The sequence below is a fragment of the Brevibacillus sp. NSP2.1 genome (assembly GCF_000470975.2).
GTDB lineage: Bacteria > Bacillota > Bacilli > Brevibacillales > Brevibacillaceae > Brevibacillus > Brevibacillus agri.
In genome coordinates, this window is record NZ_CP048274.1 from 3,688,821 (window position 1) to 3,714,394 (window position 25,574).

The following is a 25,574-nucleotide window of genomic DNA, read 5'->3' on the forward strand; positions in this document are numbered from 1 at the left end:
TCGATCACTTACGGCAGCTTGATCGTCTTGTGCTCCCGGGACTCTTTGTACAAGACAACCGTATGGCCAATCAGTTGCACCAGCTCGGCACCCGCACCTGCTGCCAGTTCTTCTGCTACTTCATGCTTGTCGTCGCTGTTGTTTTGCAAAATCGCGACTTTAATCAGCTCGCGCACTTCCAGCGCTTCCTTGATCTGGGTAATCATATTTTCGTTAACGCCGCCTTTTCCTACCTGGAAAATCGGGGTGAGATGATGAGCTTCTGCGCGCAAAAAGCGCTTTTGCTTGCCGGTCAACATCGGCATGCCTCCTTTAGTTCCTGCAATCATGTTCGATCAGGTTGTTTTCGTCAGTTGCTGCAAGACGACTTCGCGCATGACTTCCGTCGGTGCGTCGGTTCCCGTCCACAGCTCAAAAGCAAGGGCGCCCTGGTTCACAAACATGCCGACGCCGGAGTGAACAGTCGCGCCGATCGCCTGCGCTTCGCGGAGCAGTCTTGTCTCCAGCGGGTTGTAAATCAGGTCGCTGACAATCAGCCCGGAGTGAAGCCAGTCTGCTGGCACCGGGGTGTCCTGCACGTTTGGCAGCATTCCGATGGACGTCGTATTAATCAAAAGCGAAGAGTCCGCGATCGCGTCTTTGCCTTCGCCCTGCTCGACGATTCGCGTCGGAACGATCGTGCCTACATGCTCGGCCAGCATGGCGGCTCTTTCCCGCGAGCGATTGATGATGCGGATTTCCTTTACGCCTTTTTCGGCGAGCGTAAACGCAACGGCACGGGCAGCACCGCCCGCGCCCATCATGGTGACAATTTGCTTGTCCAGCACGATTCCCGTCTCTTCCACAAGGGAGCGGACGTAGCCCATGCCATCTGTATTGTAGCCGATCAGCCTGCCATCTTTGCTCACCACGGTATTGACGGCGCCGATTCGCTTCGCCAGCGGATCAATTTCATCGAGCATCGGCATGATCGCGACCTTGTGCGGGATCGTGACGTTAATTCCGCGAAGGCCCAATGCGCGAATCCCCGCTACCGCGTCCTCCAGCGCTTCCGGTTCGACGTCGAAAGCCGAGTAGGCAAAGTCGAGTCCGGTCTCAGCAAAAGCAGCATTGTGCATCATCGGAGACTGCGAATGGGATACCGGATGTCCAAACAGGCCGACCAACTGTGTTTTGCTTGTAATCATGGAGCTTTTCCTCCCCCGTAGCTTCTCTCTCTAGCATATGGCGCAAAGCAAAAGACGCCATCATGCGCGTCGCTGGCAAAAGGCTAGATCAAACCTCTGCGCATGCCCACGCTTACCCCTTTTGGCGCGTGAACGACGACGTTCGCTTCGTACTTGCCTTGAATCGTCACCCAGCCCAAGCCGGAAATGACGATATCCGTAGGGATTTGCGACTGCTTGACCTTGAACGAATGCTTCACAAACGGCGGCAATGCTTTGGCCGCTTCCTCCCCGGTAGGGGGCACGAGCAATGTGCCGTGATGCTTTTGCAGCACCTCGTCCGCCTTTTCCAGCTTCGTGCGGTGAATGTACAGGTCGTTGTCGACATAGACGACAAACGGCTGCTTCGGTCCGCGTACAAAGTCAATGCGGGCAAGTCCGCCCAGGAACAAGGTTTGCCCATCTTCAAGCTGGTACACCTTGGAGTTGATCCGGCTTTTCGGCGTGATTTTCCTCAGATCGGATGGAGAAATCATGTGCCCGATCTGATCGCGGTTGATAATGCCCGGCGTATCGAAAATGGAGCGTCCGTCTTCCAGCGGGATTTCGATTTTGTCCAGGGTCGTGCCTGGAAACGGCGAGGTCGTAATCGTAAGCTCTGCCGCTCCGTAGTCGTGCAGGATGCGGTTAATCATCGTCGACTTGCCGACATTGGTCACGCCGACGATGTACACATCGCGTCCTTTGCGCAGTTCCCCGATCCGGTTGAGCAACTCGTCGATATGCTGCCCTTTTTGCGCACTGATGAGCACGATGTCTTCCGGGCGCAGGCCGCGTTCCTTCGCTTCGTGCTGCATCCAGTTGCGTACACGGTTCAGGTTGATGTTTCTCGGCAAAAGGTCCACCTTGTTGCCGACGAGCAAAATCGGGTTGTTGCCGACGAAGCGCGGCAAGCCTCTGAGCCAGGAGCCCTGGAAGTCGAAAATATCGACGACCATGACGACCAGAGACTGTGTCGAGCCGATGCCGTCCAAAATTTTCAGGAAGTCGTCATCGCCCATCGCCACTGGCGCGACTTCGTTGTAGTGCTTGATGCGATAGCAGCGCTGGCAGATCACCACTTTGCGGCCCAGCGCCGATTCAGGCGCATAGCCGGGCTTTTTCGCATCCTCGGTCTGAAGCGCAATACCACAGCCGGCACAAGTGCCGATTGTTTGTTCCGTCATGCTTTTCTCCTCCACGAAACCATTCCTTTCCTTTCCATCCAGCTCAAAGCCACGCGCTCCATCTGACGGTTAAAGCGCGTCCAGAAACCGTCCGTCTGGGCCACAGGCACGACCAGGATCGTATGAAACCCCAGCCGATTTCCTCCCAGCACATCGGTAAACAATTGATCGCCGATCACGACCGTCTCGGCAATCGTCACATTCATTTGCCGAACCGCCTGCAAAAAGGCACGGTTTGTCGGCTTTCTCGCCGCACAAATAAAACCGAGATCGAGCGGTGCACAGAAGCGCTGGACGCGCTCCTTGTTGTTGTTGGACACGACCGTGACCTGGATGCCTGCATCGTGCAAGCGACCGAGCCAGCTTATTACTTCCGGGGTAGCTTCTGGCCTGTCCCATTCTACAAGGGTGTTGTCCAAATCTGTAATCACCGCGCGGATTTTATTTCGTTTCAATTGATCTATATCAATGTGATGGATAGACTCCACGAACTGACTGGGCATCAGCTTGTTTAAAAACACGGGGCACCTCCATATGATGTGCAGCCATCAACCGCGATTTCGGCACCTACTATACCATAATCGACCACCCTGTTGCAAAAGAAAAACATTAGCTGCCGCTTGCCGTGGACAACGGCTTTGTGCCATAATGGAAACACTAAGAAAACTACTTTTGTTTATCCGGTTTTCAACCGGTGGTTAGGCAGGGGGTCGATGGCGATGAAAGACCGGATCATGAAAGGTTTTATTGATGAGATCAGAGACAAGGGCATGAAGTTTTCCATGGACGACCTGGCTCGCAGGCTCGGCATCAGCAAGCGGACGCTCTACGAGCACTTTTCCTCGAAGGTGGAGATTCTCGAGGCGATCATCTCCCAAACGTTTGCCGAGGCCGATGAAAAAACAAAGCAAATTCTCGACGACGACAGTCTTTCCCTGATCGAAAAAATCAAAGGCGTCATGATGGTTTTGCCGTCACACTACGAGTTTTACGATTTGCGCATTCTCGAACAGATGAAGCGCTACTACCCGGAGCAATGGGCCTTGGTCGACTCCGCGCTCTCGGATGACTGGCAGACGCTGCGCGGACTGATCGAGCAAGGAATCAAGGAAGGGCTGATCGTCAACATGAATGTCACGCTGATGATGAAGCTGATCGTGGACGCGGTCAAATCGACGCTCGACCAGCGTTTCTACATGCAAAACCAGATTACCGTATCGGAAGCTTTGGCCGCGATTGTAGACGTTCTGTTGTACGGACTCGTGCCCGTGGATAAAAGGTGACCCCTTTTATTCCCTTTTTTGCGAAAACTAATAAAACAAAAATAGTTTTTTGAGTTAGATGGGATGAGGTGTTGATGATGTCTTTTTTCACGCAAATGACAAAGCCGCAACGTACCGGTTTGCTTTTTGTGATTCTGATTTTGTTTATCGACATGCTGCTTTACAGCCTGTTGATCCCGATCGTTCCTTATTTTTCCGAGACGCTGCAGCCTTCCTCGACGATGATGGGCGTCCTGTTCAGCAGCTATGCGGTCGCGATGTTGCTCGCCACGCCGATCTTCGGGCCGATCTCTGACCGCTTGGGCAGACGGACAGTGCTGCTCGTCGGCTTGGTCGGGCTTGCCGCTTCGACGCTGCTATTCGCTTTTTCCGAAACGATGGCCTTGCTGATTACAGCCCGCTTCGTGCAAGGGATTGCGGCGGCTGCGACGTGGCCACGGCGCTCGCCCTGCTCGCCGACCTGTTCCCGCCGAAAATGCGCGGAGCGGTCATGGGCACCGCGCTGACGGCCATCTCTACAGGCACCTTGCTCGGCGCGCCGATTGGCGGCTGGCTGTTTGAAATTAGCGATCACCGGACGCCGTTTCTCGCGGCTGCGGCCTTTACGGTCATCAACATCGTCTTGGTGTATTTGTTCCTCAAGGAAGAAACGGCGCGCACAGCGAGCGAAAAGCTTTTGGTCGGCAAATTTTTGCGCAATCCGCAAGTCGTCTTCATCGCCGGGATCGTCCTGCTCGCGGAAGTGTCGCTCTGCCTGCTGGAGCCGACACTGCCCGTCTTTTTGACGCAGAAGCTCAGCATTACGCCGACCGTGATCGGGCTGTTGTTTGGCGCGATGACGCTGGCATACGGATTGATTGCCCCCGTGGCAGGCTCGCTGTCCGGCCGGTTTAACCCGTACAAACTGATGTTTGCCGGGGTCGTTGCACTCGCTGTCTTCATGCCTTTCCTGGTCTGGGCCGACTCGCTGTGGCAAGCCGGAATCGCGATGGCGCTCGTCGGCGCGAGCGTCGGCTTCACGCTGTCCCCTACTCTCCCGACACTCGGGGGGATCATCGACCAAGGGGGAAGCGGCGCTTACGGAACAGCCTACTCGCTGTTCAACATGTTCCACGGAATCGGCATGGTTGCGGGCCCACTGGCTGGCGGGATTTTGACGGATCTCTTGCCTGTGTCCTCGGCTCTCCTCGTCGTCGCGGCAGCGGTGCTCGGCTTTGGCATCTTGCTGTTCATCCAGTTGAAAGCGAGCAAGGCGGTGCGGTATTCCGCACAAAAAGGCGAGATGCACACGCCTTGAGGGGTTGCGATCAAAGCAGGCGACGGTGATGATTTGGCGGCGGTTGGCGGGAGGGGGCGGGAAGCGGCTGGCTCACCAGGCAAACAAAAACGGCTGCGCCCGCGACCGCTCGATGCAGCTCGTCAGACACAACCACCTGACCCAAGCAAACACACCCCCGCTGTCACGCTGAGCCGTGGCATGCGGGGGTGTTGCCATTTCTTTATTCACTCCGGGATTGCTGCTGCCTCGTCTCCATCAGCCGCCTGACCCGCTCCGTCGGGGTCCAGCATTGGAAGCGATAGTCTGGCCGCGTCTCGTAGGTGAGGCGCGAACAGCGGTAGGTCACGACGCCTGGCGCTTTTTCCACGCGAAAATGAATACAGGTCGCACAGCAATGAAACGCATTGTCCGCCTCCATCCCTGCCCCTCCCTATCTCCCGAGCTTCCACGGAAACAGCGAAAGCTGCTCGTAGCGCTCTTTTTGCGGTTCGGCAAAATTGGAAAAGCCAACGCCCACCAGTCTGACACCTTGCGAGTAATCAAACGCATCGAGCAAATCGTCCAGCAGCTCCTGCCAGTTGGCCCCGGCGACTGCCTTGTGCTGCTTCGTTCTTTGCGTAAAATCGGCGTACTTGATCTTGAGCGTGATCGTTTGCGGCTCGACCCCTTCCTGGCGCACGTCCTCCTCGACCTCCCGCAACAGGGAAAGGGCAATCGGCGCGATGGACTCGCGGTCGTACAAATCAAACGACAGCGTCGTCTCCCGGCTGGTCGATTTCGGCGCGCGGTCCATCACGATCTCGCGGCTGTCTTCTCCCCTGGCCCGGTCATACAGGGAACGGCCGAACTTGCCGAATAGCTGCACAACCTCATCCAGCGAAAGCTGCCAAAAGTCCTCCACTGTCTTGATGCCTTTTCTTTCGAGCAGCTCCTGCGACTTTTTGCCGACACCGTGAAGCGTCCCGATCGGCAACGGGCGCAGTACGTCCAATGCCTGCTCGGGCCGGATGATGACAAAGGCGTCAGGCTTTTTCAAATCGCTGGCGATCTTGGCGAGCGACATATTATAAGAAAGCCCGATGCTACACGTAAGTCCCGTCTCCTGTTTGATCCGTCTCTTCAGCTCGCGGGCAACCGGCACGGCATTTTCGTAGTCGGACACATCCAGGTACGCCTCGTCGAGACCGACTGTTTGGTAGCGTGTTGTATAGGAAGTAAAAATTTCTCTGACTTCTGCGGATTTTTCGACATAGCGGCTGTAGCGGACGGGCAGGTACACCCCTTGCGGACATTTTTTCCGCGCCAGCGCAACGGGCATGGCAGAGCGCACCCCGTATTTGCGCGCCTCGTAGCTGCACGTCGAGACGACTCCGCGGTTGGCAGTGCCGCCTACGATCACAGGCTTGCCGCGCAATTCTGGCCGATCCAGTTGCTCTACACTGGCGAAAAAAGCGTCGATATCCAGATGAAGGATTTTTTTCATGACGGATAACCACCAAACATACATTCTCATTTGTATTATCCCTGTTTTGCTCCTTCGACGCAAGCGGTGGATCGCTCCCAGAGTCGCTCCGCGCTTACTGCCCGTGCGCTTCGAGCACTGCCAGCAGCTCGGATACGGGCGGATTGCCTTTTTTCGCGTACACGATCGTCCCGTCCCTGCCGATGATGTAGACGATGCGCTGCTGGAAAAACAGGCCGAGAATTTTCCCTACATCATATGCTTCGCGAATCTTTTGACCTTCGTCTGCGATCAGCGGAAAATCGTAATGGAACTTTTCCGCAAACGACTGCTTTTTGCCCAACTCGCCCGGATTGACGCCAAAGACAGCCGTGTTTTTCTGCTGCAATCTCGCGTAGTTGTCCTGAAGCGCGCACAACTGCTTGGTGCACACAGGCGTGTCGTCCCCCGGGTAAAAAACGAGGACGACCGTCTGCTTGCCGACGTACTCTCCCAGGTCAACCGGACCTTTTGTGCTGTCTGCCGTAAAGACAGGGGCTTTTGCTCCCACTTTCAACATCGCTCTCACCTCTTGGGACCAGTATAACATCGGTTTGGGCGGGGCTTACATGGCTACGAGCACCCGCATGAAAAAAACCGCCCTGCTGGCAGCAGGACGGCTGTCTGTTCACCTGTCGATTATTTCGCTTGCAGCTTCTGCTGCTTTACCCGGGCAATAAATGCCTCGGCGATTTTCAACATCTGGCTGTCGTGCGACCACATCCGCTCTGGATGCCACTGCACGCCGATAGATAGCCCGTCGAGGCTCTCGATTGCCTCAATCACTCCGTCAGCCGCGCATGCTGTCATCTGGAAGCCTGGCGCTACGTCTTTGACAGCCTGGTGGTGCGAGGTGTTTACCAGCACCTCCTGCTGCCCGAGAGCGTCCGCCAAAAAGCCGGGCTTGAGCGTGACCTTGTGTGCGCCGTATTGGCGGGAACCTTTTTGCGCATGCTGGAAGGCGCCCGGAACCTGGCTTGGAATGTCCTGAATGAGTGTGCCGCCACACGCTACATTCAAAATCTGCATTCCCCGGCAAATGCCCAAGATCGGCTTTTTCAGCTCCAATGCCAGCTTAATCACAGCCAGTTCGGCCAAATCTCGCTCGTATTCGATGTTTCCAAGCCCTTGCAGCGGCTCTTCCCCGTACAGATGCGGGGCAGGATCGTCGCCGCCAGTCAGGATCAGCCCGTCCAGCGATTCGATCATCTCCCGGAACGGCGCTTCCTGTACAGTCAGCAGCGGCAGGATGAGCGGAATGCCGCCTGCGCGAGCCACTCCGTCCACGTAGCCGGACCCGACATAGAAAAACTGGTCGAGGTGGTTATTCGGCAAATACATTTTCGTACACGCGACACCAATAATCGGACGCACGCCAAGTCACTCCCTTATGGCTACCTTAGTCTGTTTACTTGACATTCGATGCGTATTTGAAGTCGATGAACCCGAGGGCGTCCACGACGACGTCTTTTACGCTGTCCTGCTTCACCCAGGCATACGTGAAGTAGTAGATCGGCAGCGCCGGCATTTCGTCCATGACGATGGCGTCCGCCTTTTTCAAGATTTCCTTGCGTTTTGCCGGGTCGCCTTCTTTGGCAGACTGTGCGAGCAGGTCGAGGAACTCTTTGTTTTCCCACTTCGACGTGTTCAAACCGCCCTTGAACACTTCGAGGAAGTTGATCGGATCGTTGAAGTCGCCAATCCAGCTTGCGCGGCCAATGGTGAAGTTACCTTCCTTCATTTGCTCGCGGTGCACCTTGTTTTCCTTGTTCACCAGCTTGACTTCGATGCCGAACGCTTTGCGCCATTGGTCCTGGATCACCGTCGCAATGCGCTGGTTCACCTCTGTCGTATTGTAGGAGATAGTCAGCTCAGGCAGCTCGGTCAAGCCCGCTTCCTTCATGCCTTCTGCCAGCAGCTTTTTCGCTGTCTCCACGTCGCCGTCCTTGATGTAGCCATCCGGGTTGAGCGCCATGGTCGGCGGGAGGATTCCGGTCGCTGGCGTGCTCTTGAACGGCACGACGCTTTCGGAAATTTCCTTGCGGTTGACGGCTGTGGCAAACGCTTGGCGAATTTTTTTGTTGTCAAACGGCTTTTGCGTCGTATTGAAGATGTACCAGTACGTGCCTGCCGTCGCTTGCGTCTGCATTTTTCCGGAATCTTTCAAGGCATCCAGGGCATCAAGCGGCAGGTCGCCCAGCGGAGAGCCGGCCCAGTCCAGATCGCCTTTTTCGAACATGGACAGCTCGGTGTTCGGGTCTTCAATCATGTTGATGGTCAGCGTGGACAAATGAACCGCGTCTTTATCCCAGTAGGAGTCGTTTTTGGCAAATTCGATTACCGATTTGTGCTCCCACTTTTTCAGGACGAACGGGCCGTTGCCGATGTACGTCTCCGGCTTGGCTGCCCAGTCCTTGTTCCCCTCCACCACTTTTTTATTGACCGGGAAATAAGTGACCGATGCCACCAGCTCCGGGAAGAACGGCGCCGGGTTTTCCAGCGTCACGACCAGCGTTTTGTCGTCAGTCGCCTTGACGCCGACATCCTCTGCCTTGGCCTTCTTGGCGTTGAACGCTTCCCCGTTTTTGAGATAGTACAACTGGTACGCATATCCGGAGGCTGTCTCGGGATCGAGCACCCGTTTCCACGCGTATTCAAAATCGTGGGCAGTTACCGGATCGCCGTTGGACCATTTGGTATCGCGCAGGTGAAACGTGTAAGTCAAGCCATCAGCGGATACTTCGTACTTTTCGGCGACCGCCTCTTTCAGCTCGCCCTTTTCATTCAGGCGCAAAAGGCCATCGAATGCTGCACGGGCCACAGACATGGAAGGGATATCTTCCGCCAGTCCAGGGTCAATCGAGTTCGGCTCGCCTGTGTTCAGGTTGACCTGCATCGTTTGGGGCGCTCTCGTCTGCTCCTGTTGCGCACCTTGCGGATTTTCCGTGGTGCCTGCTTGCGGCGCTCCACAGCCAGCAAACACCAGACTGGTCACCAAAACGGCGCAAAATGATAGATTCTTCAACTTTTTCACAACAAAACCCCCATCTGTGGAATAATTCTTCTTGATTGTTAGGAGCATGACTAAATAATATTATCTTGAGAAAATTTTGTCTACACGAATAAAAAGGAGATGGGTCTTATGCTATCCGGTCTTTTTGCCCCTGTTTCAGAGCTGCTCGAAGCGGCTGGCGGCGAATGGGGAGTCTATCTGGAAGATTTACAGACAAACGAAAAGCTCGCCATCAACGAAAATCAGCGCTTCTACGCCGCGAGCGTCATCAAGGTGCCGATCATGGCCGCTGTGTTCGCCGAAGCCTACGCCGGCAAGCTCGCACTGGGAGACAAGCTCAAGCTGCGCCAGGAGGACCTCGTGGGCGGAGCAGGCGTCTTGCAGCACATGACGCCCGGGACGGAGTTCACCGTGTACGACCTCGTCACCTTGATGATTATCCAGAGCGACAACACCGCCACCAACATGATGATTGACCTCGTCGGGGCAGACAGCATCCGCAGCATCATGCGCAAAACCGGAATGGAAAACAGCTCCTTTTACAACAAGCTGATGGTCGTGCCAGCCGAGCTGGAAGGCTACAACGAGATTACGGCCGCAGACATCGCAAGCCACCTCCGCTACCTGGCGACGGGAAAAGTCATCTCCTACGACAGTTGCCTGAAAATGATCGCGATCTTAAAGCAGCAGCAGCATCGCGACCGCTTCCCGTTTCTTTTGCCCGATCCGGACGGCGAGATCATCGGGATGGTGCCGAAGTGGGAGTTTGCGAACAAGACAGGCTCGGTCACGAAAATCACGCATGATGTCGGAATTTTCTATACAGGACCGCACGCGATCAGCGTCTCCCTGCTCAACAAGGGCCTGGCCCAAAAGGATGCCGCCAGCGTCATGGCGCGCATCGGCCGCCTGCTGTACGATACGTACGGCCCGAAAGCATAAGCATCCTGTACACCGCTCGCCCGTTTTGCCGGGCGGGCTTTTTTTGGCTGGCGGTTGTGCCGTCCACGCGAAAAAACGGGTCTTCCTCTTCTTTGACGAAAAGGAATGACCCGCTCGCTTTTTACTTATCTTTTTCCAAAATCAGATTGGACACTTGCCATGCGCTGGAGAAAGACAGCTCGGAAAGCTGGCCTTGCCCTTCGCACCAGTCCCCTGCAAAGAACAGGTTGCGGTAGTCCGGGAAGAAGGTAGGCATTGGCTTTTGGTTCATCGTCCATTTGATTTCCTGGACAACGGCACGGGCAGATACGCGCGGTACAACCAGTTGCTCGCGCCAGCCCGGGAAGTGCTTGTCGTACAGATTTTCGATCTCCTGCTTGCGAATCTCCGCCGCTTCCTTGTTGCCTACGTCAGCCTGGCGCATGTAGGCTGTCGCCTGCAAAAGCTGTCCGCCCTCCGGCACGCAAGTACGGTCGTAGTAGGAGATGTCTGTGATGAAAATATTGTTTTGCTTGTCGTAGATGTAGGAGAACGGCACATCAATCCGCTCTTTCAGACCGATATCGTAAACCATGACGACTGTCGGCTCGTATTCTGCGTGCTGGGCAACAGCGTGCTCCAGGCGTGTTTCTGCGAATACTTTTACCAATTCTTTCGGCGGAATACAGCAGACGAACTCATCAGCCGTAAACTCGCCCTCCGGCGTCACCACTCCAACCACGCGATCATTTTCTACGAGAAACTTCTCTACTTTGTTCTTGAGCATGATCGTGCCCTGGTTTGCCTCGATTACGCGAACGAACTCGTTAATCAGCGCCTGCCAACCGCCGCCGATGTACGCAACAGGCTTGTTCGTCGTGAACAGGCGGCTGTAGTACGTGAAGAACACATCAGACGGAATTTTTTCCGGTTCACGCGTAAAGAAGTTGGAGGAGGCGAGCGTCAGCATCATGTCTTGCACGTCTTCGCTGACTTGCTTTTTCTCCATCCACTTCTGAATCGACATGTGCGGATGGCCCTTCTCCATTTTGAGCATCGTTTTCAAAATTTCAAACGTAAATAATACCTTGTCCATCCCTTTTAACAGCTTGGTTTGGAAAAGTCCTTGCACGTTGGAAGGAACGGCAGTCAAATCGCTCCCGATATCGTACTTTGCTTTTGTTGGATTGAAGTCTTGCCAGTCAATGTTGAGTCCGAGTTCTTTTTCAAACGTTCTCAAAACGGAGCTGTCGCGAGCATAAATGGCGTGCGCACCGAAGTTGAAGTTGAAGCCTTTGATCTTCAGTGTAACGGCACGTCCACCCAATTGTCCGCGCTCCAAAACCAAAACCTTTTTGCCTTTCGACGACAGGTAGGCGGCACTGGAAAGACCAGCCAGTCCGGCACCTACAATAACAACGTCATAGTGATTGGTTGTCATACACAATCTCCCCTACGCACTAGCGATGTTGATTACATGAGCTAAACCCTACAATAGAATAAGGGATGGATAAGGTGGAAGTCAACTATTATTGAACTGTGTCTATTTTTATACTGTCCGATACCATTTTTTACCTAGCATACGTGTGCTATGATGGGGAAAAAGGCAAAGGGGATGCCCGAAATGGACTGGAAGATCCCGATTCCTCCCGCGCAAAAAGAGGCAGGTTCGCTTCCTGCCATCCGCGAAAACAACGAGCCGCTCGTTTCTCTCATGCAGTATGCCCCACAGCTTGAGGTATATCCAGCCTACTACCACGAAGGGCTTGCTTGCGCTATGGCGGACTGTCTCGTCCGAAGCTCAGTCGCAGACAGGCTGCTGCAAGCCGCAAAGCTGCTCCCCGCCAGTCTGCGGCTCGTCGTGCTGGACGGCTATCGCCCGCTTCAGGTGCAGCAAGCTTTGTACGACCGCTTCAAGCAGCAGCTTCTTGCCCAAGGCTGGACCGAGAGCGAGGAACTGTACGCCGAGCTGCACCGCTTTGTCGCCCGCCCTACTGCCGATCCGGCAAAACCGCCGCGCCATCTGACCGGAGGGGCTGTCGACCTGACGATTGCCGGCCCTGACGGCTGGCTTGTGATGGGGACCGCTTTTGACGACTTTTCAGAGCGCGCCTGTACCCGCTATTTCGAAACGCTCGCCGACATGTCCGATGCGGACCGGGAAGCACAGGCGAACCGCCGCCTGCTCTACCACGTCATGACTCGCGCCGGGTTTACCAACTACGCAGACGAATGGTGGCATTTTGACTACGGCAACCAGGCGTGGGCGGCCTGCACCGGAAGCGCCTGTGCCATATACGGCGGCGTGTAGCCCGGTTCTTTTTCCACGCCAAACAAAAAGAAGCCCTATCGCGGTCACCCCTCAAAAGGAAGCCGCGATAGAGCAGGCTAGTCGTTGCGTCTTGTCATCTGCTGCCAGACCGTACCGCTGGCTGCTTCCCCGCTCTCGATCCGCTGCACGGCCATTTGCACCTGCAAGCTGACTTCGAACTCAGGGTCGTTCTGGGCTGCGCGCAAGGCGTCCAGCGCCGTCTCGTCGCCCACTTCGAACAGGTAGCGGGCCGCACGCCAGCGCACCAGCTTGTTACGGTCTTTGAGCGCCTCGCACATCGGCCCAATCGCCCGCGGATCGCCCAGATCGGACAGCGTATCGCCTGCCGTGCGTCTCACGGACACGGAATCGTCGCGAAGCGCTTCGAACAACAGCGGGAACACTTCGTCGCCTCCGACCATCCCCAGGTAAACGACAGCGAGCCTGCGAATGGACGGCTTCGGATCGCGCAGCGCTTTTGCCAGAACAGGCAAGTCTTCCTCTGTCGGTTCCATGCGGTCCAGCGCTTCATAGCGTTTTTGCCAGTCCGGATCGTCGAGCATGCCCGGGGTGACGACCTTTTTCTCGCGCTCGACCACCTGCGGCGTCTCGCCCGGCCCGAGCAGCATCGCCTGCTGGACGAGCTCCTCCACGCGGCTCTGCGGATACGTCGCGTCGATCTCCTGCGCTACCTCCTCGCCGATCTCGCGCAAGTCGCCGTAACGGACACCGTGCTCGACCCATTTGCGCTCCATAATCAGGTTCGGGGAAGCAGACCCGGCCTGCACGGCAGCCTGTCCGAAACGCTCAGGCAAGGCGGCGCGAATCTGCTCCGTCCCCATCGTCACCTTGACCTGCATCGGGACGCCGCGAAACATCTGGATGAACACCTGCGCCTCCCCGTAAGCTCCCGCTTGCTCCGCAGAGACGACCGGAATCGCCGTTCCTTTTCCCGCCTGCAAAACTTCCCGCGCCTCCGTCAAAATGCGCTGCCAGTCGGCATTCGACTTCCGCTCCAGAGCCAGGAAGTCCGCCGTATGAAAAATCGACGTCACCCCGTCAATGGCCAGCAGCTCCCGCATCAGCTCCGGCGCTTTCTGCGCTTCTGCTTTTGTATAAACATGTTGCACGCCACCTGGCAGAGTCTCGTCCACGTTCAGCTTCATCACGTTGGGACTCGGCGTCGGTTCGATGGACAACAGTTTCATGCTTTCGTCACTCCTTTTTCCGCAATGCTACCTCCCTCCTATGGTAGCACGGAAGCGGCTTCGTTTGCCAACCTGCGGGTGCGGCAAAAGCAGTTTGCGGCTGGAAGCAGACCTAGAGCTTCAGCCTGTAGTAATCGTTGGCCGACTGCACGACAAAGCCGCACGACTCGTACAGCCCGAGCGCCCGGCTGTTTTCACAGGCGACCTCAAGGGAAATCTCTGCGAAGCCTTCAGCTTCGAGCAACGCAATCGTCTGCGCCAGTGCCTGGCGGCCGTAGCCTTTGCCCTGTTCGTCGGGGTGGACGCAAAAGCCGTAGATGAACGCCTGCATGCCATTTTTGCTTACGCTGATTTTGCCGACCGCCCGTTCCTCTGCCAGCACCAGATACGTACTGGTACGAGGATCGTTCGCCATCTTCTCGTTCATCTCCCGTACCTGCGCTTCCTCCATCTGAAAACCGCGTACATCGAGCTGAATCAACGTCTCTTCATCCGCTGCGGTAGCAGGCCGCAGCCGCACAGCGTGACTCAAGGCTTCTCGTCCAGATTTTCCTAAATCCATCCAGTATTCCGAATACTCGTATGGGGCGCCGATTCGCTTCTGATAAGCGGCCCCTGCCTGCGATTTTTGCTGGACGATAAACAGCAGGGCCGGAATGCCCCGCTTGCGGCACTCTGCTTTAGCCCTGTGCTGCAGTCCGGTAAAAATCCCTTTTCTCCGGTGATCCGGATGGACCATGCCGCTGACCTCCGCCTCTTTGGCGTGGAACACATACAGGCCAAGATATCCGACCAGCTTGTTGTCCGCGTAACAGAGAAAGTCCTCTGTGTGCTCGCCCGAACGCTGTTCCAGCATGTTCGGGTTTATTTTCAAAGCAATGCCGTCATGCCCGTTGCAGATCACAGCCAGTTGGTTGACTTCCTCAAGCTGTGCTGCTGTCAGCGATTTGATTGCCACGATCTCGTATCCCATGCGACTCTCCCCCTTTTTTGAAGTCTTACCTCATCTCATCTTGTTAACTAGGTAATTAGATAAATCACGACTGAAATTATTAGACATGGCAAGCCAAAAAAGAAAAATATTTTAGCCGTTTCTTTTACCTTCTCATTTTCTTTTCGCATCTCATATTTATTGGCATTATTTTCACCAAGAACTTTTGAGGAATCAGGGTTAGACATGTGTTTACGATCAAGACCTAAATATGAACTGAAAATAACCCCTGATAATATTAGTCCCACTACACCAATAAAAAACTCATAAAGAACAAACGTTTTCAAAATGCTAATTTGAAAAAAAGAATATATGAAAACTAAAATCGAAATAATTAGGCTTGAAACTAGGCCGATCCTCATATTAATTCCTCCATCAAAAAGAAGGCGTCTCCCGCCTTCAATTGTTAGAATTTATCTACACTATTTTCTTTTAACGGCCACTCTTGACCAAGATTAAGGTTAAGTTTACTAGTGATTCTTTTTTCTTTCTTATAATTGTCTACAGATTTATTATGTTTAACTATTAATTTGTCCCCCTTTTCTTTTAGTTTATCTTTAAGTTCTGCTGGTATTTTTATAACTACATTTCCTTCTTTATCCTTTATATGAATTATTTCTTTTGACTCTTTAAGACCACCCGCTTTATTTATTTCTTCAACTATCTCGTACACTTCATCAGCCAATGGAACTGTAAGTCCAGTCAAACCGACGTAAACTCCCTCTCTATTTTTATCTAAGACTGTGACTGGAGCACCTACGATAATTTCTTGTTTTTGTTCAGCAAAAAGCTGTGATTCATTTTCTGCTTTGATATTGCTGCTTCCGAATGTTAGTAAAGCTGTAAACGCAATAACCCCTATTCCTGAAAGGACATATTTCCGCACAAAGTATTCCCCCTAATTAATATATTCAGCACCAAAGGTAAAATTCTCTACATTTAAACATTTTGTTTGTGGATCAACATTGAGTAGTAAGACTAAAACTGTGTTTAATCCAAGTACTTATGGATTAAGTTTTACAGTCCCTGTTGACCAGAAAATACCTCTTAATGAGCTTTCTAAATTGGCACCAGCAATAACTTTTAGATGACTGCTTGTTTCCCAATGGTTCCAGTTATAGGAACTATTAGGCTGTAGGTATTCAAAATGAATACCAGCTCCGTAATTTTTGTATCTTACTGACTGTGAAGAGTTGAAGGCCCCAAACCAGTGTTCGATGACATCAATACCATCCGAACCTGGGGAAATAACAATATTTGTTGGTTGTACATAATCAGACTGACAAGACGTCCCTGAACCATAATAACAAGTATAGCCATAGTACCTAAGGTAGTTTCTATTTTGTTTATGCAGCACCCTTGCATGCTGATCGGCTCCACCATTACCTCTATATAAAACATTGACTAATTCACGCGAACTCAAGTCGGCAGTATTTCGTACCTCGTATTGAAGTATTTTGTGATCCACACTCAAAGATGAAGTTAGAGGAGTATTGTTAGCATAGTATTTTTTCAGCGTACCTTCTGAACCTGCGACCAGATTAAGATCGGTTGCAGCGTAAACAGCAACAGCAAAAATAGATACCGATAGTAGCATCGTCAATGAAACTATAAACTTCCTCATCCTAAATAACCTCTCCTTTTTTGTAATATATATCCAATTTCACACATCTTCTATTCATTACAAAAGGGAGCATAGAACCATTATAATAGGTAAAAAAGTCACATAATTAGAAACTTTCAGGGAAAACTATCCATTCACTCGATAAGAAATAAAATCAAACTCTTTCGTCGCGAGCTACTCGTTACGACAAACTAGCAAAGTCATTCTTGTTGTTGATATACGACCGCTATTTTCTTGACTCAATAATGCTTTTCCAGCCACGCCCTAGTCTTTTGTCAAAAATAATGCCTTCTCATCTCCTCCACCATTTCCTCCAGATTGTTCGCTACTTGCGGAATCGAATAGCCGACGTACAGCGGGGAAGTCACGAAGCGCGGCACCGCCTTGGCGATCAGCTTTTCTTTCCATTGATAAAAGAAGAAGTTGTAGCTCTGGTTGCGCGGGTTGACGTGGTGAAGAATCCAGTGCGCCAAAATTTGCAAATAATCAGCCATTTTGGGCAGCCGATCCAGGTCGGACAAAATGACGTTGTACTCAAAAAAGCCCGCGCGCGGATGCGTCGAGAGCGAACACTCCACCCCTGACTCCCGGTCGATGGTGATGCCGTGAAAGTCGCTGTCCCTGAGTTGCGCGCGATAGTCGTAACCCGTCAGCCCGACGATCTGCATGTGCGGGTGGCGAATGCTCCCGCCGGAATACAGCCCGTGGTTTTTGAAAAAGAGCACAGAGCGAAAAGAGCCGCTTCGCTCCATCTCCAGCCACTTTTCCACGCCAAAGGAAAGCAGGGCGTGCACGTGCTCCCGGGAGTAGGAGGACCAGTCGCCGTTGCACTCATCCGATTCAATCAAGACGGTCTGATACGTATCCTGCAGGACGGGAAATTTGTTCATCAGCCAGATCATGGAACCGCGCTGCTCCAGCACATCTGTCAAGCTGCCGCGATCGCAGAACGGACACGCTGTTTCCCTGTTGATTACGCTCTCCGGCTTTTTTCTGCCGATGTGCATGTTAAAGTGCAAGTGTGTCTGCGCCATCCAAAGTGTCCCTCCAATTTCTGGATACCTCCACTTTACACCGATTCGCGCGGAAAATCATGACGTATTTTCGCTCCCGCCATCAACTAGCCACAAATTGGCCTATTTTTCCATTTTTTGCGCGCTCGTTTCTTTTTTTACCCCAAATGGGTTGCATATAATGGGAGCAGCGATAACCGGAAAGGTGTTGGATGCGATGGAAAAATCATTCTATTACCCGGTGAGCTGGAGTGAAGCCCACCGCTACAAGGCGCTGCTCGATCAAGAGGGAGTGCCTTACGAAATCCAGTCTCCGCTCGATCTGCCCATTTTGGAAGAAGGCAAGCTGGCGATTGTCTTCCCTTCCATCCCGCTTCGGCTGTACGCGTGGGTACGTACCTTGTTTTATCGCGACGGCCTGCGCTATCCCGATACGTTTTCTTCCTTCAGGTAAAAGAGCGTGTCCCAAGTACCCCTCCCTCCCTTTCACATAAGATAGGAATAGCAATGTCGCGAGCGGCTGCAAAAAGGGAGGTGAGGGAATGCCTGCATACAACATTCGCATTTCGATCGCGAAGCTCAGGCTCGATCTGTACGACGGAAACAAGCTCGTTCGCTCCTACCCGGTTGCGCTGGGCAAAATCGCCACGGCGACACCGCGCGGAGACTTCACCATCATCAACAAGGTGCCCTATCCGAACTCATACCCCGGAGGCCCGCTCAGCGTCTTCGGGACGTACTGGCTGGGACTCAGCAAGCCACATTACGGCATACACGGAACGAACAACCCGTCCTCCATCGGAAAATACGTCTCGCACGGCTGCATTCGCATGTACAACCAGGACGTCAACGCCTTGGCGAAGCTCGTCCCCATCGGCACCCCCGTGCGCATCCGGCAGCAGTGACGACACGCAAAGACCCGCCTCTTTTTGCAAAAGGCGGGTCTTTTTCACATGCAATGCTTATTCTTTTTGGCGACCGTCTGCTGGTCTTCCGTCTCCAAATATACGAGAAATCTTCGGGCTTGCTTGTACATGATCGACAGCGTCAATTCCCTGATCTTGTTCATGATCGCTTCTTTGTCCTTCGGATGGACTTCGCAAGCGAGCCTTTCTTCTTGCAACGCTAGGTAAGACATCACCCATTCCGGGTCCAACTTATAAGCAGGCAACGACAGCGACTCCTCTACTCTAGTGATCTTCTCTAGTCTACAGGAGATCGGCGTCGCTTTCCCAGCCTCAATAACTGGCTAAGCACACAGAGATTGGCACGCTGCCAATTACTTCCCCTGCTCCAGTTCCTCGACCAGCGCAGACAGCTCCGCCCAACGCTCCACGGCCGCTTCCAACTCGGCTGTCACCTGCTGCTCCTCGGCAAACAGCTTTTCTACCTTGCCGTAGTCGCTGCCCGCCCCGGCAATTTCTTTTTTCAGCAGCGCGAGGCGTTCTTCCAGCGAAGCGATTTTGCCTTCGATCGTATCCCAATCCTTCTGATCTTTATAGGAGAGCTTTTTCGTGCGGTTGTTGCCGCGAGTCGCCTGACTGCCCGGCTGCTTCTCGGCTGGCTGCTGCTGCGCCCCGGCAGAGGCTGCCGCGTTCTCTCTCCGCTTTTCTTCCAGATATTCGGAATAGTTGCCTGTAAAGTGGCGAATCTGCCCGTTGCCCTCAAAGGCGAACAGATGGTCAACCGTGCGATCGAGAAAATAGCGATCGTGGGAAACGGTAATGACCGCTCCGGGAAACTGCTCCAGGTAGTCTTCCAAAATACTCAACGTCTGGATGTCGAGATCGTTGGTCGGCTCATCCAAAAACAGCACGTTCGGCTCGCCCATCAACGTCCGCAGCAAGTACAGCCTGCGCCGCTCGCCGCCGGACAGCTTGGATATCGGCGTCCACTGCATCGACGGGGAAAACAGAAAGCGCTCCAGCATTTGCGAAGCCGTAATCGCCTCTCCGTTGCTCGTCGTAATCACCTCTGCCGCTTCCTTGACGTACTCGATCACTCGCAGCTTTTCGTCCATCTCCACGCTGTCCTGCGTGTAGTAGGCGATTTTCACCGTCGTGCCGACGTCAATCGTTCCGCTGTCAGGCTGGATGCGGCCCGCAAGCATGTTTAAGAGCGTCGATTTGCCGCTGCCGTTTGGACCGATAATCCCGACGCGATCTCCTGGCAACACGATATAGCTGAAGTCGTCGACCAGCTTTTTATCCCCGTACGCTTTTTCGATGTGCTCGATCTCGATGACCTTTTTGCCCAGGCGGCTTGCGCCCAGCGCCATTTCCAGCTTCGCCGCCGGACCGTCCACCGTCCGATCGCGCAACTCCTCTACCCGCTGGACGCGCGCTTTTTGCTTGGTCGTCCGCGCTTTGGCCCCCCGGCGCAGCCAGGCCAGCTCGCGGCGCAGCAAATTTTGCCGCTTGTCCTCTGCCGCCGCCTCGTTTTCTTCGCGCTCGGCTTTTTTCTCCAAAAACGTCGCGTAGTTGCCTTCGTAGCTGTACAGCTTGCCGCGATCCAGCTCGAACGTGCGGTTCGTCACGCGATCGAGGAAATAGCGATCGTGCGTGACGAGCAGCAAGGCGCCTTTGTAGCGGGACAAGTATTCCTCCAGCCACTCAACCGTCTCGTTGTCGATATGGTTCGTCGGCTCGTCGAGAATCAGCAAATCGGCTGGCTGGATCAGCGCTCTTGCCATCGCTACCCGCTTGCGCTGGCCGCCAGACAGCTCTTTTACTTTTTGCGAAAAGTTGGACAGACCGAGCTTGGTCAAAATCATTTTCGCCTGGGTATTGCTCTCCCACGCATCGGCCGCATCCATCCGGCTTTGGACGGCAAACAGCCGCGCCTGCTTTTTCTCGTCTTCCGGGTCTTGCTGCACCGCTTCCAGCGCTACCTCGTATTCCCGCAGCAACTGGATGAGCGGGGACTCTCCGTAAAAAACTTGCGCAAGCACCGTAGATTCTTCATCGAAGCTCGGATTTTGCGGCAAATATTCCACGTGAAAATGGTTCGCATGAATGATTTTTCCGCTATCGGGCGTATCTTGTCCCGCCATGATCCGCAGCAGAGATGATTTTCCTGTGCCGTTGACTCCGATCAGGCCGATCCGCTGCTGCTCTGCGATATGAAAGGAGATGTTATCGAACAAAACTTTCTCTCCGTAGCTTTTGGAGAGGTTTTCTACTGAAATAATCTGCATGGTCGTCGTCACCTGTACTTTTCGATTTGCCGTCCTCACAGAATCGTACCATTTTTTTCGCGGAAGCTCTAGGGACTGACTGCCCGCAAATTTCCTGCCGCCAGATCAAAAGCAGGCGTACTCCCTGCAATCGAGAGTACGCCTGCCGTTCATTCAACGGTGAAGCCACTGTTCCGTGCGCGACAGCAGCTCGCCGATTTTCACATCGTGCACGACCAAGTCCGCCCATCCGTCCAGCGGAGTCGGCTCCTGGTTGACGATCACCAGCCTGGCTCCGTTTTCTTTGGCGCGCTGCGGAAACCAGTTGGCGGGACTGACCGTAAGCGACGAGCCGAGCACGATCAATAGCGGCGCGCGCTCTGTCCATTCCACTGCCAGGTCAATCTGCGACTGGGGCAACGACTCTCCGAACAGGACGACATCCGGACAAACGAAGCCTCCGCACTCACACTGGCTTCCTTCCTCCTGCAAATACCGCTCGCTCGGGTAGCTTTTCCGGCAGCGAATGCAACTGACCGTCGTCAACGTCCCGTGAAGCTGTGCGACCGCCCGACTCCCGGCCCGCTGGTGAAAGCCGTCTACATTTTGCGTGATGATGCCGGCAAGCAGGCCGCGCTGCTCCCATTTTGCCAATATTTCATGCCCGGCGTGCGGTTTGCAGGAGCAAAGCCCCTCGATTCGCATCCGGTAAAACTCCACGAACGACTCGCGGTTGCTTCGCATCGCTTGCGTGCTCGCGAGCTTTTGCGGATCATTTCCGCGCCACAGTCCGGTCTGCGAGCGAAAATCCGGCAAGCCGCTTTCCGTCGACATGCCAGCACCCGTAAAGACGACCGCGCCCGGCGATTCCTGCAGCCATTTGGCAAGCGCTTCCATCTGCATCCCCCTCTTTCTTTTTGCCCCCATTGTATCGGAGGAAAAAGAGGGTGTACAGCTAGTAAGCCGCAGAGTAGCCGTACTGCTGTGGATAAGCGGTTTGCGGCTGGCTAGGCGAATAGTAGGTGTAGCCCGCCAGCTCCGGGTAATGGGTGTACTGTCCGTACTCCGGCGGCTGCGTGTAAGCCGCAGCATCGTAGTAGGAGTTCACCGGCCATTGGCTGGAATACTGACTGGAATAGTCGTAGTGCGGATATTGGCTGGAAGTGTGCTGCCATTGGCTTTGGCCCTGGTTGGGAGCGGGGTTTGCCCCCTGCTGGCAGCCGAGCGGCGGGCCGATGACGACGGTCCGGGTAATCGGCGCAAAGGTGTCTTTTACCTTCGCTTCGTCAAGGCAATACGTGTGTGCCCAGATGCTCGCCGGGGTCAGTCGCAGGATGTCGGAGCCGAAAATCACTTCCGGTACAGGCGCGTCGAATATCGCGATCAGATGGGTATCGTCCGTCAAGGCTACTTCATAGTGCCACCAGCCCTGCGGCACGTTCGCCACTTGCCGCGGCTTGATATTGAAGTTGAGCAACTGGTTCGTAAACGGGTTGATGATCGAAACGATCGCCTCTCCCGTCACACAGTAGACGAGCTCGGAAGCGTTTTGGTGAATATGCGGCTCAATCACATTTCCCGTCGTCAGGAAAATGTCGAGCAACGACGTGTTGCCAAGCGTGTTCAGTTGCTGGATGCCGAGCGCGTCAATGAAGTTCCCGGCGTCTTTGCGAAAAAACGTGTTGTTGCGCAGATCGTATGTGAATTGCGTATTGGGTGAAGTGTAATCCCGATAGGATGTAGCCATCTGTCCAATTTTCCCTCCAACATGTGGGTATATGTCTCATACGTATCCATATTCCGCTGCCCTCAGTTGGTGCGCCCATGTTTAGGCGCCGCTTTGCTCGCTACGGCCTGCGCGCATGCCTTTACACTCTTCCTCCTTTTATACATATGGTGATAACAGTCGCGCCAAGTTCTCTTTTGGAGGGGATGGGAAGTGGCCACCTATTTCGTTTCGGATATTCATGGACAGAATCAGGCTTTTCAGCGGGCATTGCGTGATGCCTCTTTTTCCCCGCAGTCAGGGGATCGGCTCTATGTGATTGGCGACATGATCGACCGCGGGCCCGAGTCCAAGGAAGTGCTGTTCGAGCTGTTCCGCCTCCGCCAGCAGCACCCGAACCAAGTCTTTCTGCTCAAAGGCAATCACGAGCAGATGCTGGAAGATTGGCTGCTTGGGCAAGGAAATCCGGAGCTTTACTTGCGCTACAACGGAGGGGATGCCACGATCCGTTCGCTGCTCGGCCCTCATCCGCTGCGCCGGGCGTTTCTGCATTCCATGCCGTCTGCCGCAGAACAGGAAGAAGCCCGGCGGTTGATTTTGGCCAAGTACCCGGGGCTGTTGCCGTCCTTGTCCAGCCTGCCTTTGTACATGGAGCTTCCGGCTGACCCGCAATCAGGAGCGCCCGCGGTTCTCCTGGTCCATGCCGGGATTCGCCCGGGAATCCTTCTGCACGAGCAAAATCCAGAAGATCTCCTGTGGATTCGGAAGCCCTTCTACCTTTATTATGGAGGAGACAGGCCGATCGTCTTCGGTCACACCCCTGTTCCCCGGTTGCCTGACTATGAGGGCCATGGGCCGTGGCGGCGGGGCAATCTCGTCGGGATTGACGGTGGAGCTGCTTACCGGCGCGGAATCTTTTGGTAGAGTGGCCCTCTTTGCAATCGATCTTCGTCCCGATTCGCGACGCCCAGCCCACCATGTCCGTGCGGATCATCTGAGTTCGACGACACCTCCTTTGTGTGGCAAAGCTTTGGCTCCTACCTGTGGCTACTGCTTCAGGTAGCGTTTCCCGCTTTTTTCGGACAAGCCGCTTTGCTTTTACAAATTGTTACTTTTTATAATCTACTTCCGATTCGTAATATGATAAGATAGAGGGACGAGGTGTTGTTATGAAACGTCAACAAGTGATGGAACAATCCATGTTTGCGGCATGGGGCGTGTCCCTGATTGCCACAGCGGGAAGCCTGTTTTTTTCGGAAGTATTGAAGTACATACCGTGCGATCTGTGCTGGTACCAGCGAATCTTGATGTATCCGCTCATCATTTTGCTGGGGGTGGCCTCCGCCAAAAAAGATTACAAGATGTCATCATACGCCCTGATTCTTTCGCTGATCGGCGGCTGCATCTCCCTCTACCATTACCTGATTCAAAAGGTGCCTGCCCTGCATGAGCTGGGCAACGCTTGCGGTATCGTGCCTTGCAATACGGACTACATCAACTGGTTCGGCTTTATCACGATTCCGTTTTTGGCGCTGGTCGCCTTTACGCTGATTAGCATTCTGCTGTTCATCGTCATGAAAAACGCAAAGGAGATTTGATGCATGAAAAAAATTATCTTTTTTTCCATCCTGGTAGCTGCGCTGCTCATTGGCGCCATTGTGTACTCGGATATTTCCAACCGCGAGGCGGCTGCAGGCAACCCGTACGGAAAAGCCAATCTGAATCCGGCTACCATCGAGCAACTGAAAGATCCGCTGTACGACAACCTGATTATGCCAGAAGAGTTGAAGCAGAAGATCGAGAGCAAGGAAGACTTGTTCGTCTACTACTACAGCCCGCTGTGCGAGCATTGCCGCGCAACCACCCCGGTCCTCGTGCCAATCGTCAAGGACATGCAGATCGACATGAAAAAGCACAACCTGCTTGAATTTAATGCAAGCTGGGATGAGTTCCAGATCGAATTTACCCCGACCCTGGTTCACTACAAGGACGGCAAGGAAGTCGCTCGTCTGGTAGGCGGCCACGAAGCCGACGAGTGGAAGAAATGGCTGGAAGAGCAGAAAAAATCATAGTGGCAAAAAGCCCTCGGACTTTACCGTTCGGGGGCTTTTTGCTGCCTCGGTGACAAATATGTGAACGCATACAACGAGAAATAGCCCAAACGAGTCATTAGGCTTTTGGAAGCGAATGCCTATAATGGGTAATGGGGAATATTCCAGGAAAACGGAGGTAATGGCGTTGACCCTCATCGACTTGACCGAAACGTTTGGCTTTCGGGCGACGTGGAACCCGGAGCTGATTTTGTTGACCGCTCTCATCGGACTTGCCTACTTTTCGCTGACAGGACCTTTGCGCCGGACGTTTCCGGACGCAAAGCCAGCCACGCTCATACAGAAACTGTCGTTTTCCGCTGGCTTGCTGCTGTTTTATTTCGGCATGGGCAGCCCGCTAAACGTCGCTGGCCACTTTTTGTTCAGTGCCCATATGCTTCAGCAGTCCATTCTCTACCTGGTGATGCCGCTGTTGCTTTTGTCTGGCACACCAGCCTGGCTCATGCGCTCGCTGTTTGAACCCAGGGGGCTGAAACAGGTTTTGCGCGTGGCGAGCCATCCGATCCCGGCCGTCCTTTTGTTCAATGCCCTATTTTCGTTTTACCACATGCCTGTTATTCTAGACATGGCGATGAACAACCTGGCCCTACATAATCTGATTCACCTGCTGCTTTTGGTTGCGGCCATTTTGATGTGGTTGCCTGTCATCGCCCCTATTCCGGAGATTCATCGGCTGTCCGAGTTGCAAAAGCTGGCCTACATTTTTGCCAACGGCGTGCTGATTACGCCAGCCTGTGCGCTCATTATTTTTTCGGAATCGGCGCTGTACGGCACGTATGTCAACGGTCCTTCCATGCTGTGTGCGCCGTTCTTCTCCGCGCCGATCGACAAATCGATGTTCGCCGTTCCGCTCCTGCCTCTGGACGATCAGCGGCTTGGCGGAATCATCATGAAGCTGGTGCAGGAGTTGACGTACGGCTCCGTTTTGGCCTATGTGTTTACCGCCTGGTACCGGAAAGAAAAAGATCAGCCGGACGATCAACTGATCCCGCAATAACGGCCCAAAAAGCGGCTCTCTCATTTTAC

The 25,574-nt window shown here is 53.9% G+C and carries 30 protein-coding genes and 1 pseudogene; 11 read left to right on the forward strand and 20 right to left on the reverse strand.

Translation table 11 applies throughout. The annotated features are described in order from the left end of the window. Positions 1-8: 8 nt before the first annotated feature. The 4 genes from yhbY to M655_RS17930 form a co-directional block, all read right to left on the reverse strand. The gene (gene yhbY, locus M655_RS17915) at positions 9-299 is read right to left on the reverse strand and encodes a ribosome assembly RNA-binding protein YhbY (RefSeq protein ID WP_005833176.1); all 291 of its coding nucleotides are present in this window, start codon (positions 297-299) and stop codon (positions 9-11) included. Positions 300-335: 36 nt separating this feature from the next. Beyond that, positions 336-1,187 carry a shikimate dehydrogenase gene (locus M655_RS17920; protein ID WP_026558452.1) on the reverse strand — a complete coding sequence of 284 codons (852 nt, stop codon included), beginning with the start codon at positions 1,185-1,187 and terminating at the stop codon, positions 336-338. 83 nt (positions 1,188-1,270) lie between these two features. Continuing rightward, on the reverse strand, positions 1,271-2,392 hold the full coding sequence (gene yqeH / locus M655_RS17925; RefSeq protein WP_005833179.1) for a ribosome biogenesis GTPase YqeH: 1,122 nt from the start codon (positions 2,390-2,392) through the stop codon (positions 1,271-1,273). Then, the gene (locus M655_RS17930; protein WP_005833181.1) at positions 2,389-2,913 is read right to left on the reverse strand and encodes a YqeG family HAD IIIA-type phosphatase; all 525 of its coding nucleotides are present in this window, start codon (positions 2,911-2,913) and stop codon (positions 2,389-2,391) included. Before M655_RS17930 ends, yqeH begins: the two co-directional genes overlap by 4 nt. 198 nt (positions 2,914-3,111) lie before the next feature. Between M655_RS17930 and M655_RS17935 the strand changes: the two genes are divergently transcribed. The 3 genes and pseudogenes from M655_RS17935 to M655_RS17950 all read left to right on the forward strand — a co-directional run bounded on the left by M655_RS17935 (position 3,112) and on the right by M655_RS17950 (position 5,144). Beyond that, on the forward strand, positions 3,112-3,675 hold the full coding sequence (locus M655_RS17935; RefSeq protein ID WP_026558453.1) for a TetR/AcrR family transcriptional regulator: 564 nt from the start codon (positions 3,112-3,114) through the stop codon (positions 3,673-3,675). 179 nt (positions 3,676-3,854) lie between these two features. Further along, positions 3,855-4,972: pseudogene (locus M655_RS17945) on the forward strand (MFS transporter). A 25-nt stretch (positions 4,973-4,997) separates the two neighbouring features. Continuing rightward, positions 4,998-5,144: a hypothetical protein gene (locus M655_RS17950; protein ID WP_286085852.1), complete on the forward strand. Its 147-nt coding sequence runs from the start codon at positions 4,998-5,000 to the stop codon at positions 5,142-5,144. 30 nt (positions 5,145-5,174) lie between these two features. On the opposite strand, the gene M655_RS17955 is transcribed toward M655_RS17950, so the two are convergent. The 5 genes from M655_RS17955 to M655_RS17975 all read right to left on the reverse strand — a co-directional run bounded on the left by M655_RS17955 (position 5,175) and on the right by M655_RS17975 (position 9,489). Further along, positions 5,175-5,372, reverse strand: coding sequence for a hypothetical protein (locus tag M655_RS17955; protein WP_005833187.1), 198 nt, complete (start codon positions 5,370-5,372; stop codon positions 5,175-5,177). A 12-nt stretch (positions 5,373-5,384) separates the two neighbouring features. Continuing rightward, on the reverse strand, positions 5,385-6,437 hold the full coding sequence (locus M655_RS17960) for a DNA polymerase IV (protein ID WP_005833189.1): 1,053 nt from the start codon (positions 6,435-6,437) through the stop codon (positions 5,385-5,387). 94 nt (positions 6,438-6,531) lie between these two features. After that, positions 6,532-6,975 (reverse strand): peroxiredoxin, encoded by a 444-nt coding sequence (locus M655_RS17965; RefSeq protein ID WP_005833191.1) that lies wholly within the window; start codon positions 6,973-6,975, stop codon positions 6,532-6,534. Between the two features lie 119 nt (positions 6,976-7,094). Continuing rightward, on the reverse strand, positions 7,095-7,829 hold the full coding sequence (locus tag M655_RS17970; RefSeq protein ID WP_007777446.1) for a gamma-glutamyl-gamma-aminobutyrate hydrolase family protein: 735 nt from the start codon (positions 7,827-7,829) through the stop codon (positions 7,095-7,097). Between the two features lie 34 nt (positions 7,830-7,863). Continuing rightward, positions 7,864-9,489, reverse strand: coding sequence for a peptide ABC transporter substrate-binding protein (locus tag M655_RS17975; RefSeq protein ID WP_026558454.1), 1,626 nt, complete (start codon positions 9,487-9,489; stop codon positions 7,864-7,866). Between the two features lie 108 nt (positions 9,490-9,597). Here M655_RS17975 and M655_RS17980 point away from each other — a divergent pair, with 108 nt between their 5' ends. Then, complete coding sequence (locus M655_RS17980; RefSeq protein WP_005833196.1) at positions 9,598-10,410, forward strand: serine hydrolase; 813 nt, start codon at positions 9,598-9,600, stop codon at positions 10,408-10,410. 121 nt (positions 10,411-10,531) lie between these two features. Here M655_RS17980 and M655_RS17985 read toward each other — a convergent pair whose 3' ends face one another. Further along, positions 10,532-11,830, reverse strand: a complete 1,299-nt coding sequence (locus tag M655_RS17985; protein WP_005833198.1) for a phytoene desaturase family protein — start codon at positions 11,828-11,830, stop codon at positions 10,532-10,534. 183 nt (positions 11,831-12,013) lie between these two features. Between M655_RS17985 and M655_RS17990 the strand changes: the two genes are divergently transcribed. Then, positions 12,014-12,700 (forward strand): M15 family metallopeptidase, encoded by a 687-nt coding sequence (locus tag M655_RS17990; protein WP_051353986.1) that lies wholly within the window; start codon positions 12,014-12,016, stop codon positions 12,698-12,700. Positions 12,701-12,777: 77 nt separating this feature from the next. Here the strand turns inward: M655_RS17990 and M655_RS17995 are convergent, their stop codons facing one another. The 6 genes from M655_RS17995 to M655_RS18020 form a co-directional block, all read right to left on the reverse strand. After that, positions 12,778-13,908: a virulence factor gene (locus M655_RS17995; RefSeq protein ID WP_005833200.1), complete on the reverse strand. Its 1,131-nt coding sequence runs from the start codon at positions 13,906-13,908 to the stop codon at positions 12,778-12,780. A 112-nt stretch (positions 13,909-14,020) separates the two neighbouring features. Then, a complete protein-coding gene (locus tag M655_RS18000; protein WP_007777429.1) occupies positions 14,021-14,881 on the reverse strand; it encodes a GNAT family N-acetyltransferase in 861 nt (286 codons plus the stop codon). Between the two features lie 47 nt (positions 14,882-14,928). After that, on the reverse strand, positions 14,929-15,261 hold the full coding sequence (locus M655_RS18005) for a hypothetical protein (RefSeq protein WP_007777427.1): 333 nt from the start codon (positions 15,259-15,261) through the stop codon (positions 14,929-14,931). A gap of 44 nt (positions 15,262-15,305) precedes the next feature. Next, entirely contained in the window at positions 15,306-15,785 is a 480-nt protein-coding gene (locus M655_RS18010) for a hypothetical protein (protein WP_005833204.1), read from the reverse strand. Positions 15,786-15,902: 117 nt separating this feature from the next. Continuing rightward, on the reverse strand, positions 15,903-16,523 hold the full coding sequence (locus M655_RS18015; RefSeq protein ID WP_007784851.1) for a hypothetical protein: 621 nt from the start codon (positions 16,521-16,523) through the stop codon (positions 15,903-15,905). A 275-nt stretch (positions 16,524-16,798) separates the two neighbouring features. Continuing rightward, entirely contained in the window at positions 16,799-17,557 is a 759-nt protein-coding gene (locus M655_RS18020) for a DUF4931 domain-containing protein (RefSeq protein WP_005833205.1), read from the reverse strand. Positions 17,558-17,753: 196 nt separating this feature from the next. Between M655_RS18020 and M655_RS18025 the strand changes: the two genes are divergently transcribed. Beyond that, a complete protein-coding gene (locus M655_RS18025; protein WP_007784848.1) occupies positions 17,754-17,990 on the forward strand; it encodes a hypothetical protein in 237 nt (78 codons plus the stop codon). 88 nt (positions 17,991-18,078) lie between these two features. Further along, positions 18,079-18,441: a L,D-transpeptidase gene (locus M655_RS18030; RefSeq protein WP_005833208.1), complete on the forward strand. Its 363-nt coding sequence runs from the start codon at positions 18,079-18,081 to the stop codon at positions 18,439-18,441. Between the two features lie 44 nt (positions 18,442-18,485). Here the strand turns inward: M655_RS18030 and M655_RS18035 are convergent, their stop codons facing one another. From M655_RS18035 to M655_RS18050, 4 genes are all read right to left on the reverse strand, one after another. Next, entirely contained in the window at positions 18,486-18,707 is a 222-nt protein-coding gene (locus M655_RS18035) for a hypothetical protein (protein WP_005833210.1), read from the reverse strand. Positions 18,708-18,815: 108 nt separating this feature from the next. Then, positions 18,816-20,732 (reverse strand): ABC-F family ATP-binding cassette domain-containing protein, encoded by a 1,917-nt coding sequence (locus tag M655_RS18040; RefSeq protein ID WP_005833211.1) that lies wholly within the window; start codon positions 20,730-20,732, stop codon positions 18,816-18,818. Positions 20,733-20,885: 153 nt separating this feature from the next. Continuing rightward, positions 20,886-21,608: an NAD-dependent deacylase gene (locus tag M655_RS18045; RefSeq protein WP_026558456.1), complete on the reverse strand. Its 723-nt coding sequence runs from the start codon at positions 21,606-21,608 to the stop codon at positions 20,886-20,888. A 58-nt stretch (positions 21,609-21,666) separates the two neighbouring features. Then, positions 21,667-22,458 (reverse strand): cupin domain-containing protein, encoded by a 792-nt coding sequence (locus M655_RS18050; RefSeq protein ID WP_026558457.1) that lies wholly within the window; start codon positions 22,456-22,458, stop codon positions 21,667-21,669. A gap of 192 nt (positions 22,459-22,650) precedes the next feature. Between M655_RS18050 and M655_RS18055 the strand changes: the two genes are divergently transcribed. From M655_RS18055 to ctaG, 4 genes are all read left to right on the forward strand, one after another. Next, positions 22,651-23,361, forward strand: coding sequence for a metallophosphoesterase family protein (locus M655_RS18055; protein WP_286085853.1), 711 nt, complete (start codon positions 22,651-22,653; stop codon positions 23,359-23,361). Positions 23,362-23,606: 245 nt separating this feature from the next. After that, positions 23,607-24,035, forward strand: coding sequence for a disulfide oxidoreductase (locus tag M655_RS18060; RefSeq protein WP_005833216.1), 429 nt, complete (start codon positions 23,607-23,609; stop codon positions 24,033-24,035). A 3-nt stretch (positions 24,036-24,038) separates the two neighbouring features. Further along, positions 24,039-24,509 carry a thioredoxin family protein gene (locus M655_RS18065; protein WP_005833218.1) on the forward strand — a complete coding sequence of 157 codons (471 nt, stop codon included), beginning with the start codon at positions 24,039-24,041 and terminating at the stop codon, positions 24,507-24,509. A 166-nt stretch (positions 24,510-24,675) separates the two neighbouring features. After that, positions 24,676-25,545, forward strand: a complete 870-nt coding sequence (gene ctaG, locus M655_RS18070; protein WP_007784839.1) for a cytochrome c oxidase assembly factor CtaG — start codon at positions 24,676-24,678, stop codon at positions 25,543-25,545. Positions 25,546-25,574: the final 29 nt, after the last annotated feature.

Bases quoted from the DNA above. Each gene is read 5' to 3' on its own strand.
- yhbY (WP_005833176.1), bottom strand. From the start codon at position 299: ATGTTGACCGGCAAGCAAAAGCGCTTTTTGCGCGCAGAAGCTCATCAT.
- M655_RS17920 (WP_026558452.1), bottom strand. From the start codon at position 1,187: ATGATTACAAGCAAAACACAGTTGGTCGGCCTGTTTGGACATCCGGTA.
- yqeH (WP_005833179.1), bottom strand. From the start codon at position 2,392: ATGACGGAACAAACAATCGGCACTTGTGCCGGCTGTGGTATTGCGCTT.
- M655_RS17935 (WP_026558453.1), top strand. From the start codon at position 3,112: ATGAAAGACCGGATCATGAAAGGTTTTATTGATGAGATCAGAGACAAG.
- M655_RS17955 (WP_005833187.1), bottom strand. From the start codon at position 5,372: ATGGAGGCGGACAATGCGTTTCATTGCTGTGCGACCTGTATTCATTTT.
- M655_RS17960 (WP_005833189.1), bottom strand. From the start codon at position 6,437: ATGAAAAAAATCCTTCATCTGGATATCGACGCTTTTTTCGCCAGTGTA.
- M655_RS17965 (WP_005833191.1), bottom strand. From the start codon at position 6,975: ATGTTGAAAGTGGGAGCAAAAGCCCCTGTCTTTACGGCAGACAGCACA.
- M655_RS17980 (WP_005833196.1), top strand. From the start codon at position 9,598: ATGCTATCCGGTCTTTTTGCCCCTGTTTCAGAGCTGCTCGAAGCGGCT.
- M655_RS17985 (WP_005833198.1), bottom strand. From the start codon at position 11,830: ATGACAACCAATCACTATGACGTTGTTATTGTAGGTGCCGGACTGGCT.
- M655_RS17990 (WP_051353986.1), top strand. From the start codon at position 12,014: ATGGACTGGAAGATCCCGATTCCTCCCGCGCAAAAAGAGGCAGGTTCG.
- M655_RS17995 (WP_005833200.1), bottom strand. From the start codon at position 13,908: ATGAAACTGTTGTCCATCGAACCGACGCCGAGTCCCAACGTGATGAAG.
- M655_RS18000 (WP_007777429.1), bottom strand. From the start codon at position 14,881: ATGGGATACGAGATCGTGGCAATCAAATCGCTGACAGCAGCACAGCTT.
- M655_RS18005 (WP_007777427.1), bottom strand. From the start codon at position 15,261: ATGAGGATCGGCCTAGTTTCAAGCCTAATTATTTCGATTTTAGTTTTC.
- M655_RS18015 (WP_007784851.1), bottom strand. From the start codon at position 16,523: ATGAGGAAGTTTATAGTTTCATTGACGATGCTACTATCGGTATCTATT.
- M655_RS18020 (WP_005833205.1), bottom strand. From the start codon at position 17,557: ATGGCGCAGACACACTTGCACTTTAACATGCACATCGGCAGAAAAAAG.
- M655_RS18025 (WP_007784848.1), top strand. From the start codon at position 17,754: ATGGAAAAATCATTCTATTACCCGGTGAGCTGGAGTGAAGCCCACCGC.
- M655_RS18030 (WP_005833208.1), top strand. From the start codon at position 18,079: ATGCCTGCATACAACATTCGCATTTCGATCGCGAAGCTCAGGCTCGAT.
- M655_RS18040 (WP_005833211.1), bottom strand. From the start codon at position 20,732: ATGCAGATTATTTCAGTAGAAAACCTCTCCAAAAGCTACGGAGAGAAA.
- M655_RS18045 (WP_026558456.1), bottom strand. From the start codon at position 21,608: ATGGAAGCGCTTGCCAAATGGCTGCAGGAATCGCCGGGCGCGGTCGTC.
- M655_RS18050 (WP_026558457.1), bottom strand. From the start codon at position 22,458: ATGGCTACATCCTATCGGGATTACACTTCACCCAATACGCAATTCACA.
- M655_RS18060 (WP_005833216.1), top strand. From the start codon at position 23,607: ATGAAACGTCAACAAGTGATGGAACAATCCATGTTTGCGGCATGGGGC.
- M655_RS18065 (WP_005833218.1), top strand. From the start codon at position 24,039: ATGAAAAAAATTATCTTTTTTTCCATCCTGGTAGCTGCGCTGCTCATT.